Origin of the sequence: Corynebacterium sp. HMSC055A01 (assembly GCF_001809405.1) — a bacterium.
Classification (GTDB): domain Bacteria; phylum Actinomycetota; class Actinomycetes; order Mycobacteriales; family Mycobacteriaceae; genus Corynebacterium; species Corynebacterium hesseae.
Genome location: NZ_KV797536.1, coordinates 140,546 through 160,840, shown reverse-complemented (window position 1 = coordinate 160,840; position 20,295 = coordinate 140,546). Strand labels below are relative to the sequence as shown.

15 protein-coding genes are annotated in these 20,295 nt (G+C 60.9%); 2 read left to right on the top strand and 13 right to left on the bottom strand.

Features of this window, described 5'->3' with window-relative positions:
* The first annotated feature begins 88 nt into the window (after nucleotides 1-88).
* A complete protein-coding gene (locus HMPREF2604_RS02780; protein WP_070563054.1) occupies nucleotides 89-931 on the top strand; it encodes a spermidine synthase in 843 nt (280 codons plus the stop codon).
* Here the strand turns inward: HMPREF2604_RS02780 and HMPREF2604_RS02775 are convergent.
* The 13 genes from HMPREF2604_RS02775 to HMPREF2604_RS02720 all read right to left on the bottom strand — a co-directional run bounded on the left by HMPREF2604_RS02775 (nucleotide 928) and on the right by HMPREF2604_RS02720 (nucleotide 18,050).
* Nucleotides 928-2,082: a glycoside hydrolase family 25 protein gene (locus HMPREF2604_RS02775; protein WP_070563095.1), complete on the bottom strand. Its 1,155-nt coding sequence runs from the start codon at nucleotides 2,080-2,082 to the stop codon at nucleotides 928-930. The two genes, HMPREF2604_RS02780 and HMPREF2604_RS02775, sit on opposite strands and share 4 nt — an antisense overlap.
* Before the next feature lie 220 nt (nucleotides 2,083-2,302).
* A complete protein-coding gene (locus tag HMPREF2604_RS02770; RefSeq protein WP_070563051.1) occupies nucleotides 2,303-2,815 on the bottom strand; it encodes a hypothetical protein in 513 nt (170 codons plus the stop codon).
* Between the two features lie 2 nt (nucleotides 2,816-2,817).
* Nucleotides 2,818-3,270 (bottom strand): Panacea domain-containing protein, encoded by a 453-nt coding sequence (locus HMPREF2604_RS02765; RefSeq protein ID WP_070525225.1) that lies wholly within the window; start codon nucleotides 3,268-3,270, stop codon nucleotides 2,818-2,820.
* A 205-nt stretch (nucleotides 3,271-3,475) separates the two neighbouring features.
* Nucleotides 3,476-6,775: a type ISP restriction/modification enzyme gene (locus HMPREF2604_RS02760; protein WP_371440684.1), complete on the bottom strand. Its 3,300-nt coding sequence runs from the start codon at nucleotides 6,773-6,775 to the stop codon at nucleotides 3,476-3,478.
* Complete coding sequence (locus tag HMPREF2604_RS14470) at nucleotides 6,747-8,462, bottom strand: restriction endonuclease (protein ID WP_371440683.1); 1,716 nt, start codon at nucleotides 8,460-8,462, stop codon at nucleotides 6,747-6,749. The genes HMPREF2604_RS02760 and HMPREF2604_RS14470 overlap by 29 nt, the downstream gene beginning before the upstream one ends.
* Nucleotides 8,463-8,512: 50 nt before the next feature.
* Nucleotides 8,513-10,957: a bifunctional lysylphosphatidylglycerol flippase/synthetase MprF gene (locus HMPREF2604_RS02755; protein ID WP_070525223.1), complete on the bottom strand. Its 2,445-nt coding sequence runs from the start codon at nucleotides 10,955-10,957 to the stop codon at nucleotides 8,513-8,515.
* The gene (locus HMPREF2604_RS02750) at nucleotides 10,938-12,191 is read right to left on the bottom strand and encodes an alpha/beta hydrolase (RefSeq protein ID WP_070525221.1); all 1,254 of its coding nucleotides are present in this window, start codon (nucleotides 12,189-12,191) and stop codon (nucleotides 10,938-10,940) included. Before HMPREF2604_RS02750 ends, HMPREF2604_RS02755 begins: the two co-directional genes overlap by 20 nt.
* A 90-nt stretch (nucleotides 12,192-12,281) precedes the next feature.
* Nucleotides 12,282-13,406 (bottom strand): cysteine desulfurase family protein, encoded by a 1,125-nt coding sequence (locus tag HMPREF2604_RS02745; protein ID WP_070525219.1) that lies wholly within the window; start codon nucleotides 13,404-13,406, stop codon nucleotides 12,282-12,284.
* Nucleotides 13,406-14,365, bottom strand: coding sequence for an electron transfer flavoprotein subunit alpha/FixB family protein (locus HMPREF2604_RS02740; RefSeq protein WP_070525217.1), 960 nt, complete (start codon nucleotides 14,363-14,365; stop codon nucleotides 13,406-13,408). The genes HMPREF2604_RS02745 and HMPREF2604_RS02740 overlap by 1 nt, the downstream gene beginning before the upstream one ends.
* Nucleotides 14,366-14,376: 11 nt before the next feature.
* Complete coding sequence (locus HMPREF2604_RS02735; RefSeq protein WP_070525214.1) at nucleotides 14,377-15,177, bottom strand: electron transfer flavoprotein subunit beta/FixA family protein; 801 nt, start codon at nucleotides 15,175-15,177, stop codon at nucleotides 14,377-14,379.
* Between the two features lie 34 nt (nucleotides 15,178-15,211).
* Nucleotides 15,212-16,363 carry a THUMP-like domain-containing protein gene (locus tag HMPREF2604_RS02730; protein ID WP_070525212.1) on the bottom strand — a complete coding sequence of 384 codons (1,152 nt, stop codon included), beginning with the start codon at nucleotides 16,361-16,363 and terminating at the stop codon, nucleotides 15,212-15,214.
* Between the two features lie 11 nt (nucleotides 16,364-16,374).
* Nucleotides 16,375-17,202: an NUDIX hydrolase gene (locus HMPREF2604_RS02725; RefSeq protein WP_070525210.1), complete on the bottom strand. Its 828-nt coding sequence runs from the start codon at nucleotides 17,200-17,202 to the stop codon at nucleotides 16,375-16,377.
* A 50-nt stretch (nucleotides 17,203-17,252) separates the two neighbouring features.
* Nucleotides 17,253-18,050: an ABC transporter ATP-binding protein gene (locus HMPREF2604_RS02720; protein WP_371440685.1), complete on the bottom strand. Its 798-nt coding sequence runs from the start codon at nucleotides 18,048-18,050 to the stop codon at nucleotides 17,253-17,255.
* A 132-nt stretch (nucleotides 18,051-18,182) separates the two neighbouring features.
* Between HMPREF2604_RS02720 and HMPREF2604_RS02715 the strand changes: the two genes are divergently transcribed.
* A complete protein-coding gene (locus HMPREF2604_RS02715) occupies nucleotides 18,183-20,189 on the top strand; it encodes a maltotransferase domain-containing protein (protein ID WP_070525277.1) in 2,007 nt (668 codons plus the stop codon).
* Nucleotides 20,190-20,295: the final 106 nt, after the last annotated feature.

Genomic DNA, 20,295 nt, shown 5'->3' with positions numbered 1-20,295 from the left:
CCTTCTTTCGTCCACTTAGGCTAGTCGTGGTGTACCCCATACCCCAACACACTGAACTCACACTCTATTCCCTAAGCTAAAGGGCATTATGGGCAGGAAGCGCAACAAGACAGATTCAATCGCGGGCACCTACGAGATTTCCACCGGCGAGCTCGTCATCGAAGCCGACCCATTCCGCGATGGCGCCTTCATCCTCAACATCAACGGCGTGCCCTCCTCACACCTCATCCCCGAAGACCCACGTACCCTCGAATTCGAGTACATGCGTTGGATTGCTGCAGCGGTAGAAAACCTAGCGCCTGGCAAGCGCCTGCTCCACCTGGGCGGCGGTGGATGTTCTCTCCCCCGCTACTTCGCAGACCTGTGGCCGGATTCCCATAACACGGTGGTGGAGCTCGACTCGAAACTGGCCGAGCTCATCCGCGAGCTGGCCGATATCCCTGCCGCTCCCCGCGTGAAAATCCGCGCCGGTGAGGCACGCGCGGTGACGGAAGGCTTCCCTCCGAATCGCTTCGACGTCATCATCCGCGACGTCTTCGCCGGCGCCGTCACGCCGGAGCTTCTCACCACCCAAGAGTTCTTCCAGCACGCCCACGCCACGCTCACTCCGGGCGGGCTTTACGTTGCCAACTGCGGTGACCACTCCGACCTGCAAGGGGCGAAGGCAGAACTCGCCGGAATGGCAGAAGTCTTTGCACACGTCGCCGTTATTGCCGACCCTCCCATGCTCAAAGGCCGGCGCTACGGCAACATCATCCTCATCGGCTCAGACACCGAGCTGCCTGTCGACGGCTCCCTGCAAGCCGCCGCGCTTTCTAAACCACTGCTGTCCGGTGCGGTGCCCGCGCACTTTCGCGACGAATCCTGGACCCGCTGCTTCTTTAAGGGGGCTAATCCGCGCCACGACGCCCCGTCACCCGGTAGCGATTAGCGCAGGTTATTGAGCAGGTCCGCCACCTGCTTGGCGTCGAGATTCGGCACCGCAACGCCTGCGGCGTGACCAGCGCTGCGTGCGGCACGGTCGGCGTTCTCCACGTCCTGCTGGCTGACGTTATCGGCGTCAACGTCCTGGAGGTGCTGCGCGTTATCAAGGAAGATGGCTAGATCGCCGATGCTGGCGTCATTGTTGGCCATGTCCTTGAGGTCATCAGTGCTGATGGCGCCGTCGTTAAGCAGCTTTTCCGCTTGCTTGATAAGACCGGTCGCATCGACATCGAGCCCCGCGTTCTTGGCGGCATCGGCGACGGCCGGCACGGCCACAGCACCCGCTGCCAGAGCCAGGATTCCAGCGATCAGCACGCCGGCGTCGTCGCCTAGGTCAATACCCGGGATGACCATGTCATCCAAGATGCCGCCGAAGTCGATGTAATTGCCACCGGAGAAGGACTGCAGCTGTGCCTCAGTACCGTTAAAGAGGTTCATGTCAACATCGGTTTCGATGCCAGCAACGCGGCCGCTACCGGAGCGCTGCCAGAAGGCCAGCTTGTCCCAGCCACCGACCGGGTCCGGCGCGGTGTCCTGGTAGGCCGCCAACCACAGCGGATACTCGGAGAAGCGCGTGGAATTGCCCATCTGGCCCATCCAGAAGTACTTGTAGGTGTACAGCATCGGCGTGCGGCCGGTTAAGGTCTTTACCTCAGTCATGAAGGTGTCGATCCACTCCTCCAGCTGAGCTGTGCTCAGACCCTCATCGACCTCAATGTCCAGCACTGGCGGCAGGGTTTGCGTCGGCACCAGTGCAATCTGGGAGGCGAAGCTGGCCGCCTGCTGCTTGGCATCACCAGCCGGGCGCGCGTAGTGGTAAGCGCCGACCTTCAGACCAGCAGCCGCAGCGGCATTGGCATCGCGTACGAAGTGGTTGTTAACAAACCCAACGCCTTCAGTGGCCTTCACGAAGGCATAGGACTGCCCATCAGACTTCACTGCGTCCCAATCGATTCCGCGAAGGGACGCGTGGTTATTGCCGGAGACATCCACACCGGAAGGTGCGGTGGACGGGATGGCAACGGCGGTGGATACGGACAGTGCCACGGCCGCTACGGCAGTAACGGCGGCGGTAACAAGGCGACGTGCATGGCTCATGCGCGCCACACTACCGCTTTAACAACATGAGTAACAGATGCAACACGCGAAACTTTAAACTCGTTTGCCACAGTTTTAACACCGCCACCAACGCCGTCCCGATAAACCGGTGCAGCAAAGGAACGGGCAATGCTTGGCGACGCCCCTCCAAAAGGTCCGGTCATCAGAACTAAGGGCTTCAACAAAGCTGTCAGCAATCGGAAGGCTGGAGCCGCTCCAGTTATGTGTGTCGCTTTTCGACCGGATAAACCTTGTGCTCCGGGTCATACCAGAGCACACGAAACAGGCTTCCTGAGCGGAACCCCCACAACCGGCAGGCACCACTCAGTCTAAAACGGAAGACTCGTTCTTCATTTTGGTCTAGCTGTCGTAGTCGATTCTGCGCAGCTTTACTCAATTCGTTGATTGCGTGATCATGGTTGCGCCGGTGCCCCTGGGCTCCTTCGTTTTCACACTCTGCCCAAGTCTTCTTAGTTAGATCATCAAGGAACTTAAGTAGTTCCACTGTCTCGTTGGCACTCAAATCCCATCGGCGTCCGTCACCATCGCCAGGAACCTCATCTATCTCCCTAGCCGTCCAACGAACTAATTCGTTCTTATATGAGGCATCTTGTGTTGCGCTCACCGGAACCTTTTTATCGTCAGCCGTGGCAACCAGCGGGGGCACGTACTTTCCACCAGCGTTATTCCTTTGGCGCGCAAGCTTCTTTTTCTTACGCTTTCCGCTGCCCATCGTTATGCGCTAGCCGCGGATTGCATGGCACTGTAAAAGTCTTGCATGACCTCTAGGCTGACTTCGTTCGTGGAGGGAGCGCCATCTGCAACGCCCACGCGCGCCTCGCGCCACGGACGTTCATTATGAGACAAATCGCTCAGCTGCTGACCGTTCAAGTGACCATAAGCAGCTAAGACTGCATCAATGGTGTCTTTCTCATCTGCAGTTAACTGAGTAGAGTCACCGGGAAACATGTCAGTGCTCGCGGTGAATTCTCCGCGGTGGCACCTATAAAGGTCACGGCAAACAGGACCGTTAGCCCATGCCTCTATGCGGGAATTGAACAAGGGCTTTTCATCCCACACGAGACTCCATGCTTGGGCGTAGTAAACGAGCTTCTGGAGCTTCATAGTGCTTACACTAGAATCAACGTTTTCCAGAATGTAACGAGCTACATCGTTGACGCGCGCCATATCCAGCTCCTTTCGCCCTTGTCCTGGTGCATGTTTCTACCCTTCACTTTCTATTATCCACCAGACTGCGCGTGCACCAACAGATACACGAGAAGTCTCGTGTGCGTCCCCCCATCAGTGTGGCATAGGCAAAGAGCCTACTCGCTTTACAAACACCACTTGACTCCTTATAACCATACATCTGGCGGACAAATTTGGCTCCCGACTACTTGGAATTCAATCCATCCACAATCCGTACCGTCTCCATGGCCACGCGCACGACTTTCCCAATCAGGTCCACGATGTAGCGCGGATTGCCTACCTCGTCGGCCCAGTCATTGGGGTCGTTGACGATGCCCGAAGCCTTGTCCTTCTTGACCTGGTAGCGGTCAATCAGCCAGGCGACTGCTGAGCGCGAGCCCAACATGTACTCGTCGGCTTCTTCCGGAATGCCGGCGATGGTCACGCGTTTGTTGTAGATCAGCTTCGTCACGTCATTGACGTTCTTGCCCGTCTCCGGATCCTTGCGCTTGGCCCACTTCATCTTGAGCACGCGCCACGTCTCCCGGTCAGCCTCATCACCCGTGACCTGAATGTCTAACGGCCACGGATCCACGGTCTCGTAGTTGACGTGAAGGGACATCAGCTCCTGCCCGGCAGCAGCAAACTTGTCGAACTCCGCACGCGAACTCGGTGTCTCGATATGCGGCAGCATCTTCTTCAGGTCAGCCGCGTACTTCGTGCGGTAGTCAGGGTCGTGCAGCTTGCCGTAGACAAAATGGAAGATGTCATCACCCGTAATGTCTGCACCCAGCGCGTCACGATAGAGAGCCTTGATCTCATCAGTGATGTTGTCCACTCGCACGTAGCCGTCGATGACCTCACCAATCGAACCGTAGACGCTGGCTTCGCCTTGCTTAACGACGCCTCCCTCACCGAACAGCCCACCGTCGTCGGCCTCGACGGCGGCCCAGGTGAAGCGGGGGAAGAATTGGCCGGTGTCCAGGGTGTGCAAGTTTGGTAGCAGGTCAGTTGCGATAAGACCGAAATCATAATGCGATGCAGACCCAGTCAATACAAAGCCAATGTTTCGGTGCTCTGGAGTTGGAAACATGACTGGAAGCTTGTAGGTCATGTCATTGAGCGACTGTTCGAAATACGCCCGTTGCTTGGTAAACGGACGATAAAGCGATCCAAAGACACGATCAGGCTGCACGAGAATTTCGGTATCTTTGGCTGCGAGATTTTTAAGCGTTCGATTCCATGACGCTTTCGTTGTATCTGCGTATTGTGGATGCACTCGCAGGAAAGCCGTTACGTCCTGTTCCTTAGGCTTCGTGTTCCCCTGGTCAGCTAACCATTTATGAAGCAAAGCTGTTGCCTCAGTGTATGTACCAGTCAAGACTCCCAACTTCGAGAGCAGTTGGCCGTCGGTGTGCGCATAAGCCCATGCGTCGCGAGCGGTAGAAAGACCACGAGAGTACACTTCAAAAATCCTTGTCGCGGCACCATTCTTCACGCTAATAGCTGGCCAGTTTTCAAACTCCTCTGATCGTTGGTTCAGCCAGTCGCCTTCCTTATTTGGCACGATCTCCTGCCAATCCAAGTACTCAACATTCGAGTTTTCGACAATCTCAAGCTTCTCATCACGGGTAGCGCCATCGGGGGTCTGTACATAGTGCAGGTTGAAGCCAGTCTTGTTCGGGTCCTTTACTCCGACAAATACAGCGATCGTGGTCTGCGATCCCGCCCCAAAAATCTGGCCTCCCTCTGCTCGCCAATTGGAGTTACGCATATTGCCACGAAGATTAAACACATAGAGATCCGTGAAATCCTCCGCCATCGACAAGCGAACTCCATCGCCGGTGTTGCCATCAATCCATCCACCATTAGAAACGAACGCAACGATGCCTTGGGCACCAATGCGGTCGGTGGCCCAGCGGAAGGCACGTAGGTAGGAGTCGTAGAGCGAGTTCTTATTGGTCGCGGTGGACTTTGCAGCGTAGGTCTCCGCAATCCGCTTATCTAGGCTCGGGTACTTCAGATTTGCGTTGAGGTCGTTCGCGGACTTCTGCCCTGCGGAGTACGGCGGGTTACCAATCACAACGTTGATGGGTGCTTGCTTCTGGCGCTCAATGGTCTCGTTGTTCTCACGGAAGATGTTGAGGTCTGGGATGTCGCCTTCCTCGTGGATTTGGAAGGTATCGGCCAACGCAATGTTGGTGAAGGGAACGTACTCGGGTGCAGGTTCGCCGTTGCGCAGGGCTGCCTCTTCGCGCAGGGCGTTGTAGGTGGTCTCAATGTTCACCGCTGAGACGTAATAGGCCAGCAACATGGTCTCGGTTGCGAAGAGCTCATTGGCGTACTTGCGGGCGAGGTCTTCCGGTTTGATGAGTCCGGACTGCAGGAGGCGAACAGTGAAAGTAGAGGTGCCCGCGAAGGGGTCGAGGATGCACACTCCCTCATCGGTCAATCCCTTGCCAAAGTGCTTCTTGGATACATCGTCGGCAGCACGCAGGATGAAATCGACAATCTCGACTGGGGTGTAAACGATGCCGAGAGCCTCGGATTGCTTCTTGAAGGCTTTGCGGAAGAAGCGCTCGTAAAGCTCCTTGATGACCTGCTGCTTGCCGGAGGCAGAGTTCACCTCGGAAGCACGGATGCGGACGGACTCGTAGAACTTCTCTAGGGACTCGGTTTCGGTATCGAGGTTCGCCTTAGACACGGCCTTGACCATCTTCTCCATCACTTGGGCCACGGGGTTGTGGGTGATGAAGTCATGATTCTCAAACAGCGCGTTGAAGACCGGTGCTGTAATGAGATGCTGCGAGAGCATCGAGATGGCGTCTTCTTCGCTGATGCCATCGTTGAGGTTGTTGCGCAGGCCTTCCACGAAGCTGTCGAATTCGGTGCGGAGGGAGCCATCGGCGCCGTTGAGAAGCGCCTTGATGCGGGTGATTTGGTTCTCCGCGATGGTGGCGACATCGTCGGCCCAGTCCTCCCAATAGGTGCGGGTGCCGACCTTATCCACCAGTTTGGTGTAGATGGCTTCTTGCCACTGTTCCAGAGAGAACAGGGCGATCTGCTGGGTCACCGTCGAATTATCAGCCAGCGGCTCAGGGGACTTTGTTTCATCCGCTTCCTTGAGCTTCTCAGTGTCGCTCTTCTCGTCATCCCCTGGCACGTGGACGACGTCGATGGGTAGGTCTTCTTGACCCGCCGTGCCGTTCAGAGCGATGGAATTAATCTTCGCATTGAAGCGGTCATCGTGGGCGCGCAGCGCGTTGAGGATCTGCCAGACCACCTTGAAGCGCTGGTTATCGTCGAGCGCTTTTGCCGGGGAGACATTGCTGGCAACGGCCACGGGCAGGATGATGTAGCCGTAATCCTTGCCTTCGGACTTGCGCATGACACGGCCGACGGACTGGACCACGTCCACCATGGAGTTGCGGGGGTTGAAGAAGATAACGGCGTCCAGCGCCGGGACGTCTACGCCCTCAGAAAGACAGCGCGCATTGGTGAGCATGCGCGACTGTTGCCCCCCCTGAAGGAGCCTCAAGCCAGGAAAGCTTGGTGCCTCGTTCCATGGCGTTCATGCCACCGTCCACGTGCTGGGCGGCAACGTGGAGGTCGACGTTGGTCAGGGAGACGTCGTTAAGCACTGCTTTTTCTTTGAGCAGTTCCTGGTGGGTACCGATGAGTGATGGGTAGGTCTCCGCAATGAGCTGGGAGGTCTTGATGTCCTTGGCAAAGGCCACGGCGCGCTGCATGGGCTGGGCGTCTTCCTCAAAGCCGCCCTTCTTGCCCTGCAATTCACCGGAGCGCTTGGCCAAGCCGTTCCAGGCACCAATCATGGCGGAGGCGAGTGAAAGGTTGACCTGGTTGTTCTCACTGTGGGCCATGGCTTGGGCGGCCACGGATTCATCCACGGTCATGACAAGCACCTTGTAGTCAGTAAGCAGCCCCTTGTCCACGGCTTCGCCAAAGCCGAGGCGGAAGAACTCTGGTCCGTAGATGGCTTCATCATCCATAGAGGCCAGCTCCGCGGAGTGCTCTTCGGCCTTGCCCTTGACGGCTTCGTCATAAAGGCGCGGGGTGGCTGTCATGTAGAGGCGCTTGGCTGCCTTGATGTAGTCGGCATCGTGGACGCGGACAAAGTTGCTGGCGTCCTCACCGGCCAAGGTGATGCCGGTGGTGCGGTGGGCTTCATCGCAGATGACGAGGTCGAAATCATCGAGGCCTACCTGCTGGGCATCTTGTACTGCCTGGATGGACTGGTAGGTGGAGAAGACGATATTGAGGCCCTTGGCGCGCTTGCCGGATTCAAAGCGCGTGGTGATGTCCTTGCCTTCGGTGGAAACTGGGACCTCAAGGTCATAGACGGCGATGTCCTCGGCCTTCTTGGAGACCTTGCTGTCGGAGCACACCGCGAAGGCGCGCATGTCGAGGCGGCCCTGGGCGGTCCACTCCTTCAAGGTTTGGGAGAGCAAGGAGATGGACGGCACGAGGAAGAGAATCCGGGCCTTGCCGCCGTTGTCCTCAGCGACGCGTTCCGCCAGGCGCAGGGCGGTGAAGGTTTTTCCGGTGCCGCAGGCCATGATGAGCTTGCCGCGGTCATGGGTCTTGAATCCTTCGATGGCTTTGTCGATGGCCGCCTGCTGGTGTGGGCGGGGTTCAAAGGTCTCGCGCTGGGAGAGGTTGATCTGGATGGTTTTATCGCGCACTTCCGAGCCAGGGAAGGCCACGTCCCAGTTGATGGGTGATTCCGCGATGGCGGAGATGCCAATGCGGCTGGTTGGAATGATCTGGTTGGCCAGCGCATCTTCTGCATGGGAGGACCAGTGGTCCGTGGTGGAAATAATCAGGCGGCTGCCGAAGTGCTGGCGGCCTTCTTCCGTTTGGAAGGAATGACCAGAGGCTTCGAAGAAGGAATCCAGGTGGGACTTCTGAATGCGCGCCTTAGAGTCATAGAACTTGCACTGGATGGCGGTCCACGTGCCGTCATCCACGCGGCGGGCCACCAAGTCGATGCCGGTGTCAGCCTTGCCGCCGTTGTAGCGCCAATCCGTCCAGCGGCAGACCTCATCGAACTGGTTCTTTAAGGTCGGGTCGGTCTTGAAATAGTTGACCATCAGCTTCTCAAAGGCAATGCCGTACTTTGCCTTCGGTTGGTTTTCGCGCAGCTGGTCTAGGACCTCAGAGAACTTCGACATGAGAACATTGTGCCCGAAGGTGTGCACGAGGTTCTGTCAACACACTGGTCTTAGCGTGGATCTGCTTTGCTGGGTTCCGTTGCGCTTTGCTCCGCTTTGGCTTGTTTACGCTCAGCCAGCCAGGTCTTCACAGCTCGGGCGGCGTCGGCTGCGCGCATGTCGGGCACATAGGCGTGAACGACGGCGAGTCCAATGGCGGGCAGTGCCAGCTCATCGTTGTAGGCCAGGTACCACTTGTGCTCTTCCGGCTGGAACTTGCGTTTGGAGGCAGCCAAGCTGCGGAAGCCGTAGAGGGGTTCCATTTCTTCGCCGAGGCGGGTGAGGAGGGCGTCGAGAAGCCCGGGTTCCTCTGGTGTACCTGACAGGGGCGCGCCGGAGAGCGAAATCCAGGCGCAGCCTTCGCCGGCGGCGATGATCATAGCCTCAGAGATGAGTAGCTCGATTGCCCCCTTGAAGCCGTGGTCGGCGCGGCGCATGACGTCGAGGGTGTAGCCCACCACGCTTCCGTTCTCACGAACAGGGAGCCAAGATGTCACGCCGTGCAGCGTGCCGTCCTCCCCCAGCGCGAGCAGTAGCTTGGTGCCTTCCTCCCGCAGCTCGTTAACACCGCCCAAAGTAAAGCCCATCTCTGGGAGAGCTTTGTCAGAGACCCATTCTTCGGAGAGCTCGGCAATTTTGTTGCGGGTGGCAAGATCGAGGTCCTTCCACTCCGTCCACAGCGTGGTGACGCCCTCTTTGCCGGCCTTGTTGCGGGCGGTGCGAATGTTCTGGAATTTCTTGCCTTTGAACTCCGTGTTAGAGGTGTCCAGGACGGCCTCCTCAGCTACTTCGAGGCGGCGGAAGCCGGGACGGGTAAAGCTTTCCCGTACCGAGTACCAGGCCGGGCGCCAGCCTTGTTCGCGGGCGAATTCTTCGAAGGCCGCTGCGGTGGCCTGCGGGTCATTGCCCGCCGGCTCGCCGAGGCTGAGTGCAATGCCGTTGTGGACGCGGTAGGCCACGTAGTTGCTGTCGTTAAAGAAGTAGCGGTTCCCCTTCCACAGGGTCATAGCGGAGAGGTGGTCACCACTGCCCTGCTCCAGGATGGCGCGAGCGTGGTCACGAACCTCAGCGGCCTCGGGGTTCGCAGGAGTAGCGAACATGCGATAGACCACCCAGGAGGTGTACATCCAGAACAGAGTGCCGACCCACTCGTAGAAAGCCCACGTCAACCAGGTGGTCGGCGCGAGCTTGAGCGGAAGTAGCGTAGCCACGACTGGCGGGACATAGCGCAGAGGGAGTTCGGCCAGGATCGATCCGGCAGTGGCTGTCTCGACGAAGCCGTCCTTGAAAAGTAGTGCGCCAACGCCCCAAAGAGCGGCCGTGATGACAAAGGCAGCTGCGATCTTTCCTGCGGCTCGGCCCAGCGCGCGCACACTTTCGTGGATGTGGAACACGCGGCGGTTCCAGATGAGCACGACGAAGCAGGTGGCCCAGGGCAGGACCACAGCGGCGAGATTCACGCCGTAGAGCACAAGGCCTTCTTGGCTAAAGTCCCACAGCTGAGCTAGAAGCACAGCGATGACGAGTACCTGGGTAAGGACGGATAGCAACCACGCAAGACGGCGTCCGCGGATGAGGCCGAAGCACAGTACGAGTTGGATGATGAGCGGCATGACGCTGGCGATGGCCGGACCCACGCCGTGGACGCGGGCGAAATCAAGGGCAGCTTGGCAGGCCTGGCTTGTGGGGTCAGCCTGGCAGATCTCAGTGGCGTGATAAGCAGCAGAGTTGAAGGACCACATCAGCCGGGTGACTGGGCTGAAGGGCCCTTCCGCCAGTGGGTCGAGCGCCACGAAGGCTGGGCCGATGGCTACCACTCCCACGATGAGCGCGGTGAGAACTCGGCGCTCCGGCACCGAGGCACGATGGAAAGCGGCTGGGCGCTCCGCGCTCGTGCGGGGCACAAAGACACTCCATGCGATACCGGCCGCGATGGACAGCACCGAGGCGCTCACGCCGAGGACATCGCTCAAAGTACCGCCATACAGGGCCATGGTGAGCGTCAGGGCGAGGATGCTGAGGCGTACGCGGCGCTGCCAGAGGCGCGGCATCCACGCAGAAGCGAAGCCGGCTGTGCCCACTATGAAACCGATGGGTGATAAATCAGTGGAGCTCAGAAGATCATCACCCCAGCGGTTGAGGCCGATTTCTTCGATCCCGTGGGCGGCCACATAGGCCACGGGAACGGAGATAAGCTGCGCGGCAATACCAACGGCAAGTGTCCGCACGGAGCCCAACCGGTATTCCGAAGGAAGAACGAAAGCTAGGGCCATGAGGGTGAGTGCCACAACTGCGCCGAAAGTACGGCCGGTCAGGCCGATCGTTTGCGTAATGCCCGCCAGCCCTGGAACCGCGTAGGTCACGATGATCAATACCCACATCAGAAGGATCAACACCCACGTCACCGGAATGCGCCGCGCGAGGTGTCGGAGGTTGTTAGCGCTGAAGATCTGCATCTTGTACTCCATCGAAAGAATCGGTGAGGTCTGCCAGCCCGCCCCGGCGGGCAACCCAGGCAAATACTTCGCGCAGGGCGGGACGCCACACCTCGAAGGAATGGCCGCCCGGGCGGGAAGTGTAGTAGGTGGCCATGCCGGCGCCTCGTGCGGCGTCGTTCAGTTGGCCGAGCGCTTTCACCGCAGCAGTATCCCGGTTACCGGCGATGAAGATGGCCTGGTGATCGGGGTACTTTTTCGTCGCCAGCAGGTGTGCAGGATTAGCGGCTTGGTAGGCGGCTTCATCGCCACCATAGAACTTGGACACGGTGGCGGCGTGGTTTCCAATAGTGGGTTCGGCCTCGCCGGAGATGTCCACTGCCTGGCCATAGGCTTCGGGATGATTGGTGAGGATCTGTAGTGAACACGTCCCTCCGTATGACAAACCAGCGACGGTCCAATGTTGTTGATTCTCGTCGACACGGAAAGCGGTCTTGATTCCTGTCGGCACGTCGGTCGTTAGGTAGGTCATGACCTTGGCCACGGAGGTGTCCGCGCAGATGGGGTTGGCGGTCTCACTGCCGGTGGCATCGACCGCCACGACGATGGGGCTTAGTCCCCCATTGGCGCGTTGGAAGGCATCGGCGGTTTCGGCCGCCTCGCCGGAGCCGAACCACTGCTCCGGACCACCCGGGTTGCCGTGGAGCAGGACTAGAACGGGAAGGTTTATATCCTTTTTGCTCCAATAGGCCGGCGGGATGTAGGCAATGGCCTGGCGCGCGCTGAACCCTGAGATGGCACCCGGAAGATCCACGTGCACAATCGCAGCGGAATCCGAGGATTTCATGGCCTTGAATTGGCTGTAGTCCATCTCTTGGGCCACCGGCGTGGGATCGAGCGAGGCGATGTCCGGATAGGACTGGTACTCCATATTGGCCAGACCGGCTACCGCAAGTGCCGAGAATGCCGCAATCACGGCCATGAGGACTCGTCGGCCCGCATGGTGAATGAGGGAGATGAGCGCTGCAATGGGGACAAGCCCGGCAACAAAGAGGTAGAACGGGACGTCCCAGTGCTTGAGCACGAAGAATGCTACGGTGGCAATGACTGCGGCGAGAAGGAAGGACACGACATCGCGTTTGCGCAGGCGCCACGCAATGAGCAGCGCACTGATGACCAAGATAGCAATGTAGATCCCACCGTTCACGGGGTCCGTCAGCGGTAGGCCTAGCACAGACTGGATGAAGTTATTCACGGATTAAACATAGACCCACGCCGTGGCGAAAGCGCTGTAGTCTCCCTGTGAATATGCCCGAATAGCTGTGATCTTGATTGAATACTTGCGCTAAACCGAACGAGCGCGACGAATGATCTCCGGAAGCTCCGCCAGAACCACGTCAATGTCCTCGTCGGTGGTGAGGCGTCCCAGGCTAAAGCGCAGGGAGCCGCGTCCGTGTTCCTCATCGATGCCCATGGCTTCGAGCACGTGGGACATGCGGTTAACGCCCGCGTGGCAGGCGGAGCCGGCGGAGGCTTCGATGCCGGAGGCGTCGAGAAGCATGATGAGGCTGTCACCATCCGTGCCCGGGAAGGACACGTGGAGGTGGGAGGCCAAGGTGGGCTCGACGGAGTTGATGATGACGTTGTCGATGCTGGACTCGATGCCGGCCTTGAGCTTGTCACGGAGTGCGCTCAGGCGAGCGGTCTCCTGCTCCATGTCCGCGACAGATTCACGCAGGGCCGCGGCGAGTGCGCTCGCGCTGGCCACGTCCACGGTGCCGGGGCGGATGCCGCGCTCCTGGCCGCCGCCGAAGGCAATGGGTTGAGGCGCCGGGGTGCGGCGCGCGAGCAGCAGGCCGATGCCGCGGGGCCCGCCGAACTTGTGAGCGCTGGCCGCCAGTGTGGTGGCACCCAGCTCATGGAAATTGATGGGCAGCTTGCCGGTGACCTGCACGGCGTCGATATGCACAGGGGTGTTCTGCGCGGCGGCGCGCTGAACAATGTCGGCGACCGGCTGGATGGCGCCGGTCTCGTTGTTGGCCCACATGCAGGTGGCCACAGCGGCCGGGGTATCCAGGGCAGCGAGGTCATTGACGTGGCCGGTGGAATCAACCGGAAGCAGGTCCACGGTGGCGCCGTGCTCAGCGCGCAGCTTCTCTACGGTCTCGAGGACGGCGGGGTGCTCGATGGGGGTCGAGATGATGTGCGGTGTCGTATCCGACCCCGCACGGAAAAGGCCCTGGATTGCAATGTTATCCGCCTCCGTGCCGGAGGAGGTAAAGACTACCTCGATGGGTTCGCAGCCGAGCAGCTCGGCGACGGTCTCGCGGGCGTCATCCAACACGGAGCGTGCCTTGCGCCCAGAGCCATAGGCAGAGCCGGGGTTGAGGGACCCGGCGGCGTCGACCCAGGCGTCGATGGCGCACTGGCGCATGGGTTGGGTAGCTGCGTAATCGAGGTAGCGAGGCATTAGTTGCCGGCCCCCTTGCGGGACTCAAGCTCGGTGACCAGCGCCGGAGCGATCTCGTGGAGGTCGCCCACCACGCCGAGGTCGGCGATCTGGAAGAAGGGCTCGTCCTGATCCTGGTTGACCACAACGATGGTCTCCGAGGTCTGCATACCGGAGGTGTGCTGGATTGCACCGGAAATACCCAGGCCGATGTAGAGCTTCGGGGAGACGGTCACGCCGGTCTGGCCAATCTGGAAAGCAGGGTCGTAGAAACCTTCGTCCACAGCGTCGCGGGTGGCGCCGACGGCGGCACCGAGGACGTCGGCAAGCGGCTCCACCACGTCGGCGAACTTGTCGCCCACACCGCGGCCACCGGCCACAACGACCTTCGCGGAGGTTAGCTCCGGACGGGCGGTCTTCTCCGCCGGGGTGAAGGAGGTGACGGTGACGTCCTTAGCCGTGGCAGCCGGCAGCTCAAAAGGAGCAGGAGCTGCGGTGACCGGCTGCGGTTCCGCGGTGACGGTTCCCGGGCGCAGAGTGTAGACCACAGAGCCGGTGGCCGTGGAGGAGGTCTCGTAGGAGCCGCCGAAGATGGTGTGGTGTGCGGAGCCATCAGCGTTGATGCCGTCGACGTTGACCAGGGCGCCCGAGCCCAGGCGGGCGGCGAGGCGGCCGGCGATCTCGTTGTTAGTCGGGGTGGCAGCCAGCACGATGGGCGCCGGGTTATTGGCGGCCAGGGCGTGGAGGGCGTCAACTTCCGGGGTGACGATGCGCTGCTCATAGTCCGCGGCGGTGGCCTGAACTACCTGGGCTGCACCGAGGTTGCCCAACTCGGCATCGAAGGAGGCGGCGGTGGCGGCATCCTTGGCCACGACGACGGCGGAGACGGTACCGAGTGCGCGGGCGGCGGTAATCAGCTCGCCGGTAACGGGGCTGAGCTGCTCTGCTTCGTGCTCAACCAAGACATAAACGTGAGACATATCTTTTCTCCTTAACCCTCGATGAGATTCTTGGCGGCCAGGAAGTCCGCGACCTTGGCGGCAGCCACGGCCGGATCAGGATCGGTGATGACCTCACCGGCGGTGCGGGCTGGGCGCTGCGCGGAGGCGGTCACCGTGGTCGTGGACGGCACGCCGTCGATGCCCAGGTCCGCCACGGCGAGCGTGGTGACCTCAGCCTTCTTGGCGGCCATCAGGCCCTTGAAGTTGGGGAAGCGCGGCTTGTCGGCCTTATCCGTAAAGGACAGAATGGCCGGCAGGTTGGCCTCAAGTTCCCAGTGGCCGTGGGCGTCCTCGCGGGTGCCGGTGGCGGTGGCACCGGTCAGGGAGGCTGCCTTGAGCTCCGTGAGCGCGGGCAGCTGGCGGTACTCGGCCAAGAGCCCTGCGATAAGCCCGGTGGAGGCGTCCGAGGAATTATTGCCCAAGGTGATGACCTGGACCTCACCGAATTTCTCAGCCACCTTGTTGATCGCGGCGTTAAGAACCCAGGCGGTGGCCAGTGCGTCGGCGCCAGCGAGGGCGTCATCCGTCACGTGCACGGCGTGGTCCGCGCCCATGGCCAGGGCCTTGCGCAGGGCCTCGTCGGCTGCCGCCGGGCCCATAGTAAGCGCCACGACCTCGTAGCCGGCATCAGCGTTATCGTCGCGCAGGCGCAGGGCTTGTTCGACGGAGTACTCGTTGACCTCATCGATGACGTTATCCACCGAGGTGCGGTCCAAGGTGTGGTCCGCCTCGAGGGTCTTGGTTGACCACGTATCCGGTACGTGCTTGACCAGAGCCACAATGACTGGCATGTGGGCACTTCCCCTTCCGTAAATTTTGAAACTATTAGGGTGCGTAATTACCTTCGGACGATACTACTCGCGGTCCACACAACACCGCGACTCCCTTCGCCCCGATGCGCGTGACCACGAGGGTCTTGGCCGTTGAACCCTTCAGCTTGAGCTTCTTGCGCAACTGATCCGGGTTGACATCTTGCCCGCGTACCAGGATTTCCAGCGAGCCAACATCGTGGGCAACCATGGCCGCCTTGAGCTTCTTCATGGGGACCATCTCGATGAATTCAAATCCGGACGTGCCGTTAGGCAGGCGGTCACCGGTGAGGTAGGCAATGCGCGGGTCCAGTTGGTGCAGGCCTTCCCGCGCGGCGTAGTGGCGCACCAGCCCGGCGCGCACGATGGCGCCGTCGGGGTCGATGAGAAAGCGGCCGATGGGGCCGGCGTCGGGAAGCTCGTGCTCTGCGATGCCGTCATCAATGACGTCCGTGGTCACTCCTTCGGGCGTGGTGTTGAGGACCACTGCCCTCTTCCCCGTTCCCAGGCCCGGGGTGTACAGGCAGGTTTCCTTCACCCCGCCGTCGAGGCTGACCACGCAGGCCAGACCTTCCCATTCGGAGTGGTCGATTCCCGGCGCGCATTTGATGGCCATCTCACCGTGGGTGTCCAGCAGATCTGCCGGTGGTGGTAGCAGTTGGTCAAGCCGGGTGATGCGGTTGCCGCCTTGGCGCCGGGCGGGATCGGCGATGCAGACCTGGGCGGTCGTCGTTGTTGTCAGCGCATCTGCGCGAAAGACGGGATGCTCAATGTTGTGCCGCGCCATGGCCACGCGCGAGGCATCCAGGTCGCTGCCCACATAAGCACCGGGGCGATAAGCCTGCCCCTCGGTGCCGATGGAGCAGGTGAGGTCGTGGACTAAGTCCACGTTGCGCTCCTGGAGGAATTGCGCGCGGTAAGCCGCCACCGCGGGTGGAGTGGCCTGTTGTGCAGAGTCGTGGTCCATAAGCCAGTCTTGCGGCAGCTTTCCGGAGCTGCGGGCTTGAATGAGCTCGGCTACGGCGCGCCCATAATCACCGAGCTGGGCCTGCAGCTTGGCGACGTCCCTCAGGTGCGCCTTCTTTGTTCCCTCCAGGTCCGCCGCGGCGGCGTCGATGGCGGCTGCATTCTCGCGCAGAAAGGCGACTTCGTCCAGGGTGTAGCTCATGGTGTGCTTTTCTAGATGCGGTTGACGGGGAATGTGGTGAAGTACTCGCGGTAGCGTTCATCGTCCCGGGGATCCCCGATGATGGGGCGCAGATCGGAGAAGGAGGCATCGTCCAAGACTTCCTTGACGCTGGAATAGGACGTGAGGCGCTTGAGCTGCGCCCAGGTGGGGATGGCTAGGCGTACCAGCCCGGCGCGCCAGCCGTCGAGAACCAGTTGTGGATCGAACCAACCGGCGTCATCGGCCTCCCCTGTTTCGCCATCCGGTTCTTGGCCCTCGGGAAGCACACCGATGAAGAAGAAGGTGTCGAACCAGTGGTCATTGTCCTCACCTGCCCAGCGGGACCAGGGAAGGAACATGTCGGCGTCGACACGCATGCCGTTGTGTTCCAGGAATTCGGTAAAAGAAATCTCGTGGGATTCCAGTAGCTCGCGCTCGCGGTGATAGCGCGAGGCATCGGAGACTAGGCCGTCTTCGCGGATGGCCAGCAGCGTGCCGGCCTCTTCGAAAAGTTCCCGGGCCGCGGCGAAGACAAGGGCGTGGGCCTTGTACTTGGTGACACCCATGCGGCGTGCCATGGACACCACTGAGCGGCCTGCCCACAGTTCGCCGGAGTCCCAGGTGCGGGGTGGGAAGTCACGCGGGTCTACCCCGCCGCCGGGAAACACGACGTGGCCGGGGTAATTGCGCATGGTGCGCACGCGTTCCTGGATCCACACGCGCAGACCCTCTGCGGTATCGCGCAACAGGAGGACGGTAGCGGCCAAGCGTGCCCCATTGAAGCCGGTGGTTTCGCCAGGGTCGATGGCGTCAAGGCTGTCGTGGATGGACTGGCTCATGCAACTTTCCGTGCCCGCGAAGGAGCAGAATTCTTGGGGTGAACTAGAGATTAGCGGGTGCGCCGGGCGAAGTACCGCTCCCCAATGCGATCCACCTGGATGGGCTGGTGGAAGGCCTTGGAGAGGTTTTCCGACGTCAGGACAGAATTAATGAGTCCTTTGGCCACGACCTTACCCTCATCCAAGAGCATCGCATGCGTAAACCCGTAAGGTATTTCCTCCACGTGGTGGGTGATCATGACAATCGCCGGGGCATCCGCATCGAGCGCTAGGTCCCCGAGGTAGCCCACCAGGTCCTCGCGTCCACCCAAGTCCATGCCGGCGGAGGGCTCATCCAGGATGAGCAGCTCCGGGTTGGCCATGAGCGCGCGGGCGAGGATGACGCGCTTCTTCTCGCCTTCGGAAAGGGTGCCCCAGGTGCGCTTGGCCAAGTGGGATGCGCCGACTTGAGCCAGGATGTCATCGGCGCGGGAGAAATCCATGTCTTGGTAGTCCTCACGCCAGCGGCCGAGCACGGCATAGCCGGCGGAGACCACGAGGTCATCGACGCGCTCGTTGTCCGGGATGCGGTGCTGGACAGCGGCGGAGGAAATGCCAATGGCGGCGCGCAGATCACGCATATCCGTCTTACCCAGGCGCTCCCCCATCAGGTATGCCACGCCGGCGGAGGGAAACTCTTCGGCGGCGGCCATCCGCACCAGGGAGGTCTTGCCTGCACCGTTGGGGCCGATGATGACCCAGCGTTCGTCGAGCCCCACCTGCCAGTCGATGGGCCCCACCAGCGTGCGCCCACCCCGTCGCAATTCGACGCCGCGGAAGTCAATCAACCAATCCTCGTCGGTGTCCATCAGTTCGGGGTCTTGCTGGCTTTGTTGCTCTGGAGTGTTCACACGCACCATTGTGGCCGAAACCTTCCGCCCCCGGTGAAACTGACACAGCCTTCCCCGGTGAAACTGCCACAGCTGCATTATTCTATGGGCATGACTCAACGCCTTGGTATCGACGATGTCCGCCCCTCCCTCTCCGGTAATGCAGCCTCAAAGGCCGTTGTCGGAGAGGTCGTTCCTGTTACCGCGCTGGTGTGGCGTGAGGGCCACGATGCCGTCGCCGCGACGCTGTCGGTGTGGAACACTGACTCCCCGTCCACTTCTGCCGTGACCATGACGGTGGACCCGGAGAATCCGGACCGGGTCCACGGCGTGTTTAGCCCGGCCACCGCCGGCCGCTGGTTCTTCCGCGTCGACGCTTGGTCGGATCCGATGTCTACGTGGCGCAACGCGGTGGTCAAGAAGATGGAGGCCGGGCAGTCCGCGGAGGAGCTCAGCAACGATCTCTTGCACGGCGCCGAACTTTTCGAGGAGGCGGCAATCCAGTGCCCGAGCGACAAGGCGGATCTGCTCTTTAAGGCGGCGAAGGAGCTGAAGGATGAAACGGGGGACGTCGACAAGCGCGTGCGCACCGCGCTGTCCGACGAGGTCGCGGACGTCCTCCACCACCACCCCCTGCGCCACCTGCTGGTGGAGGGTGACATTCACGAGGTCCTCGTGGAACGCCGCGAGGCCCTCTACAGCTCCTGGTACGAGCTCTTCCCACGCTCCACCGGTGGCTGGGATGACGAGGGCAACCCCGTGCACGGCACATTTAAGACCACGGCACAGGCACTCGAGCGTGTGGCCGCCATGGGTTTCGATACCGTTTACTTCCCACCCATCCACCCCATTGGCAAGGTGCACCGCAAGGGCCGCAACAATTCGGTGGTGGCTGAGCCCGGTGATGTGGGCTCGCCCTGGGCCATCCAAGATCACTCCACCACACACCCGGACCTGGGCACCATGGAGGACTTCAAGGAGCTGGTCAAGAAGGCCGCCGACTTGGGCCTGGAGGTGGCCCTGGACCTGGCTCTACAGGCCTCCCCGGACCACCCGTGGGCTAAGACCAACCCGGAATTTTTCACCGTCCTGGCCGATGGCACCATTGCCTACGCGGAGAACCCGCCGAAAAAGTACCAGGACATCTACCCGCTGAACTTCGATAACGACCCGGACGCCATCTACGCGGAAATCTATCGCATCGTCATGATCTGGATCGAGGCCGGCGTGCATACTTTCCGCGTGGACAACCCGCACACCAAACCGGCTAACTTCTGGAACTGGCTGATTTCCAAGGTGCACGTCACCCACCCAGAGGTCATCTTCCTCGCCGAGGCCTTCACCCGCGCCCCGCGCCTGTTCGGCCTGGCCAAGGCTGGATTTACGCAGTCCTATACCTACTTCACGTGGCAGACCTCCAAGCACGAGCTCACCGAATTCGCGCAGATGCACGTGGAGCAGGCCGATATCTGCCGCCCCAACCTCTTTGTCAATACCCCGGATATTCTCCACGAATCCCTGCAGACCGGTGGGCGCGCCATGTTCGCCATCCGCGCCACCCTGGCGGCCACGCTCTCCCCGCTGTGGGGCGTGTACTCGGGCTTCGAGCTCTACGAGCACCAGGCCGTCAAGCCGGGCAGCGAGGAATATCTCGACTCGGAGAAGTACGAGCTGCGCCCGCGCGACTTCCAGGCCGCTGTCAAGTCCGGTGACTCCCTGGAATCCTATATCCGGCTGCTCAACCTCATCCGCCGCGAAAACCCGGCCCTCCAGCAGCTGCGCACGCTGCGCTTCCACAACACGGATAACGAGGCCATCATCGCCTACTCCAAGGCCGATCCTGCTACCGGCAACGTAGTGCTCGTGGTGGTCAACCTGGATCCGCGCAACGCGCAGGAGGCCACGGTCTTTGTGGATCTGGCCGCCGTGGGCCGCCACCCGGGTGAACACTTCACAGTGCAGGACACCATCAGTGGTGCCGCCTACGAGTGGTCCGACCGCAACTTCGTGCGCCTGGAGCCGCTGCGTGACGTCGCCCACATCTTCATCCTCCCGCCAGCCCACCATGACCTGCAGGAGCGCATTGCCTGGCGCCGAGTGAACGACTACCGCGCCTAGGTTCTTAGGCCCCTGAAACCCCACGCTGAACCAGTACCCCCTTCATGGGTAGCGCGGGGTTTCTCTTCTGCCCCGCGAGCGGGTGTTGTTCGGTAATTTGGTCTTT

What these genes read in the sequence shown, in the direction of transcription:
- HMPREF2604_RS02760 (WP_371440684.1), bottom strand. Translation starts at nt 6,775, where the DNA reads ATGCTCACCAATGCGCGCTGTCTTTCTGAGGGCGTAGACGTCCCGGCG.
- HMPREF2604_RS02725 (WP_070525210.1), bottom strand. Translation starts at nt 17,202, where the DNA reads ATGAGCCAGTCCATCCACGACAGCCTTGACGCCATCGACCCTGGCGAA.
- HMPREF2604_RS02740 (WP_070525217.1), bottom strand. Translation starts at nt 14,365, where the DNA reads ATGTCTCACGTTTATGTCTTGGTTGAGCACGAAGCAGAGCAGCTCAGC.
- HMPREF2604_RS02755 (WP_070525223.1), bottom strand. Translation starts at nt 10,957, where the DNA reads ATGCAGATCTTCAGCGCTAACAACCTCCGACACCTCGCGCGGCGCATT.
- HMPREF2604_RS14470 (WP_371440683.1), bottom strand. Translation starts at nt 8,462, where the DNA reads ATGTCGAAGTTCTCTGAGGTCCTAGACCAGCTGCGCGAAAACCAACCG.
- HMPREF2604_RS02770 (WP_070563051.1), bottom strand. Translation starts at nt 2,815, where the DNA reads ATGGGCAGCGGAAAGCGTAAGAAAAAGAAGCTTGCGCGCCAAAGGAAT.
- HMPREF2604_RS02780 (WP_070563054.1), top strand. Translation starts at nt 89, where the DNA reads ATGGGCAGGAAGCGCAACAAGACAGATTCAATCGCGGGCACCTACGAG.
- HMPREF2604_RS02765 (WP_070525225.1), bottom strand. Translation starts at nt 3,270, where the DNA reads ATGGCGCGCGTCAACGATGTAGCTCGTTACATTCTGGAAAACGTTGAT.
- HMPREF2604_RS02730 (WP_070525212.1), bottom strand. Translation starts at nt 16,363, where the DNA reads ATGAGCTACACCCTGGACGAAGTCGCCTTTCTGCGCGAGAATGCAGCC.
- HMPREF2604_RS02735 (WP_070525214.1), bottom strand. Translation starts at nt 15,177, where the DNA reads ATGCCAGTCATTGTGGCTCTGGTCAAGCACGTACCGGATACGTGGTCA.
- HMPREF2604_RS02745 (WP_070525219.1), bottom strand. Translation starts at nt 13,406, where the DNA reads ATGCCTCGCTACCTCGATTACGCAGCTACCCAACCCATGCGCCAGTGC.
- HMPREF2604_RS02775 (WP_070563095.1), bottom strand. Translation starts at nt 2,082, where the DNA reads ATGAGCCATGCACGTCGCCTTGTTACCGCCGCCGTTACTGCCGTAGCG.
- HMPREF2604_RS02720 (WP_371440685.1), bottom strand. Translation starts at nt 18,050, where the DNA reads ATGGACACCGACGAGGATTGGTTGATTGACTTCCGCGGCGTCGAATTG.
- HMPREF2604_RS02715 (WP_070525277.1), top strand. Translation starts at nt 18,183, where the DNA reads ATGACTCAACGCCTTGGTATCGACGATGTCCGCCCCTCCCTCTCCGGT.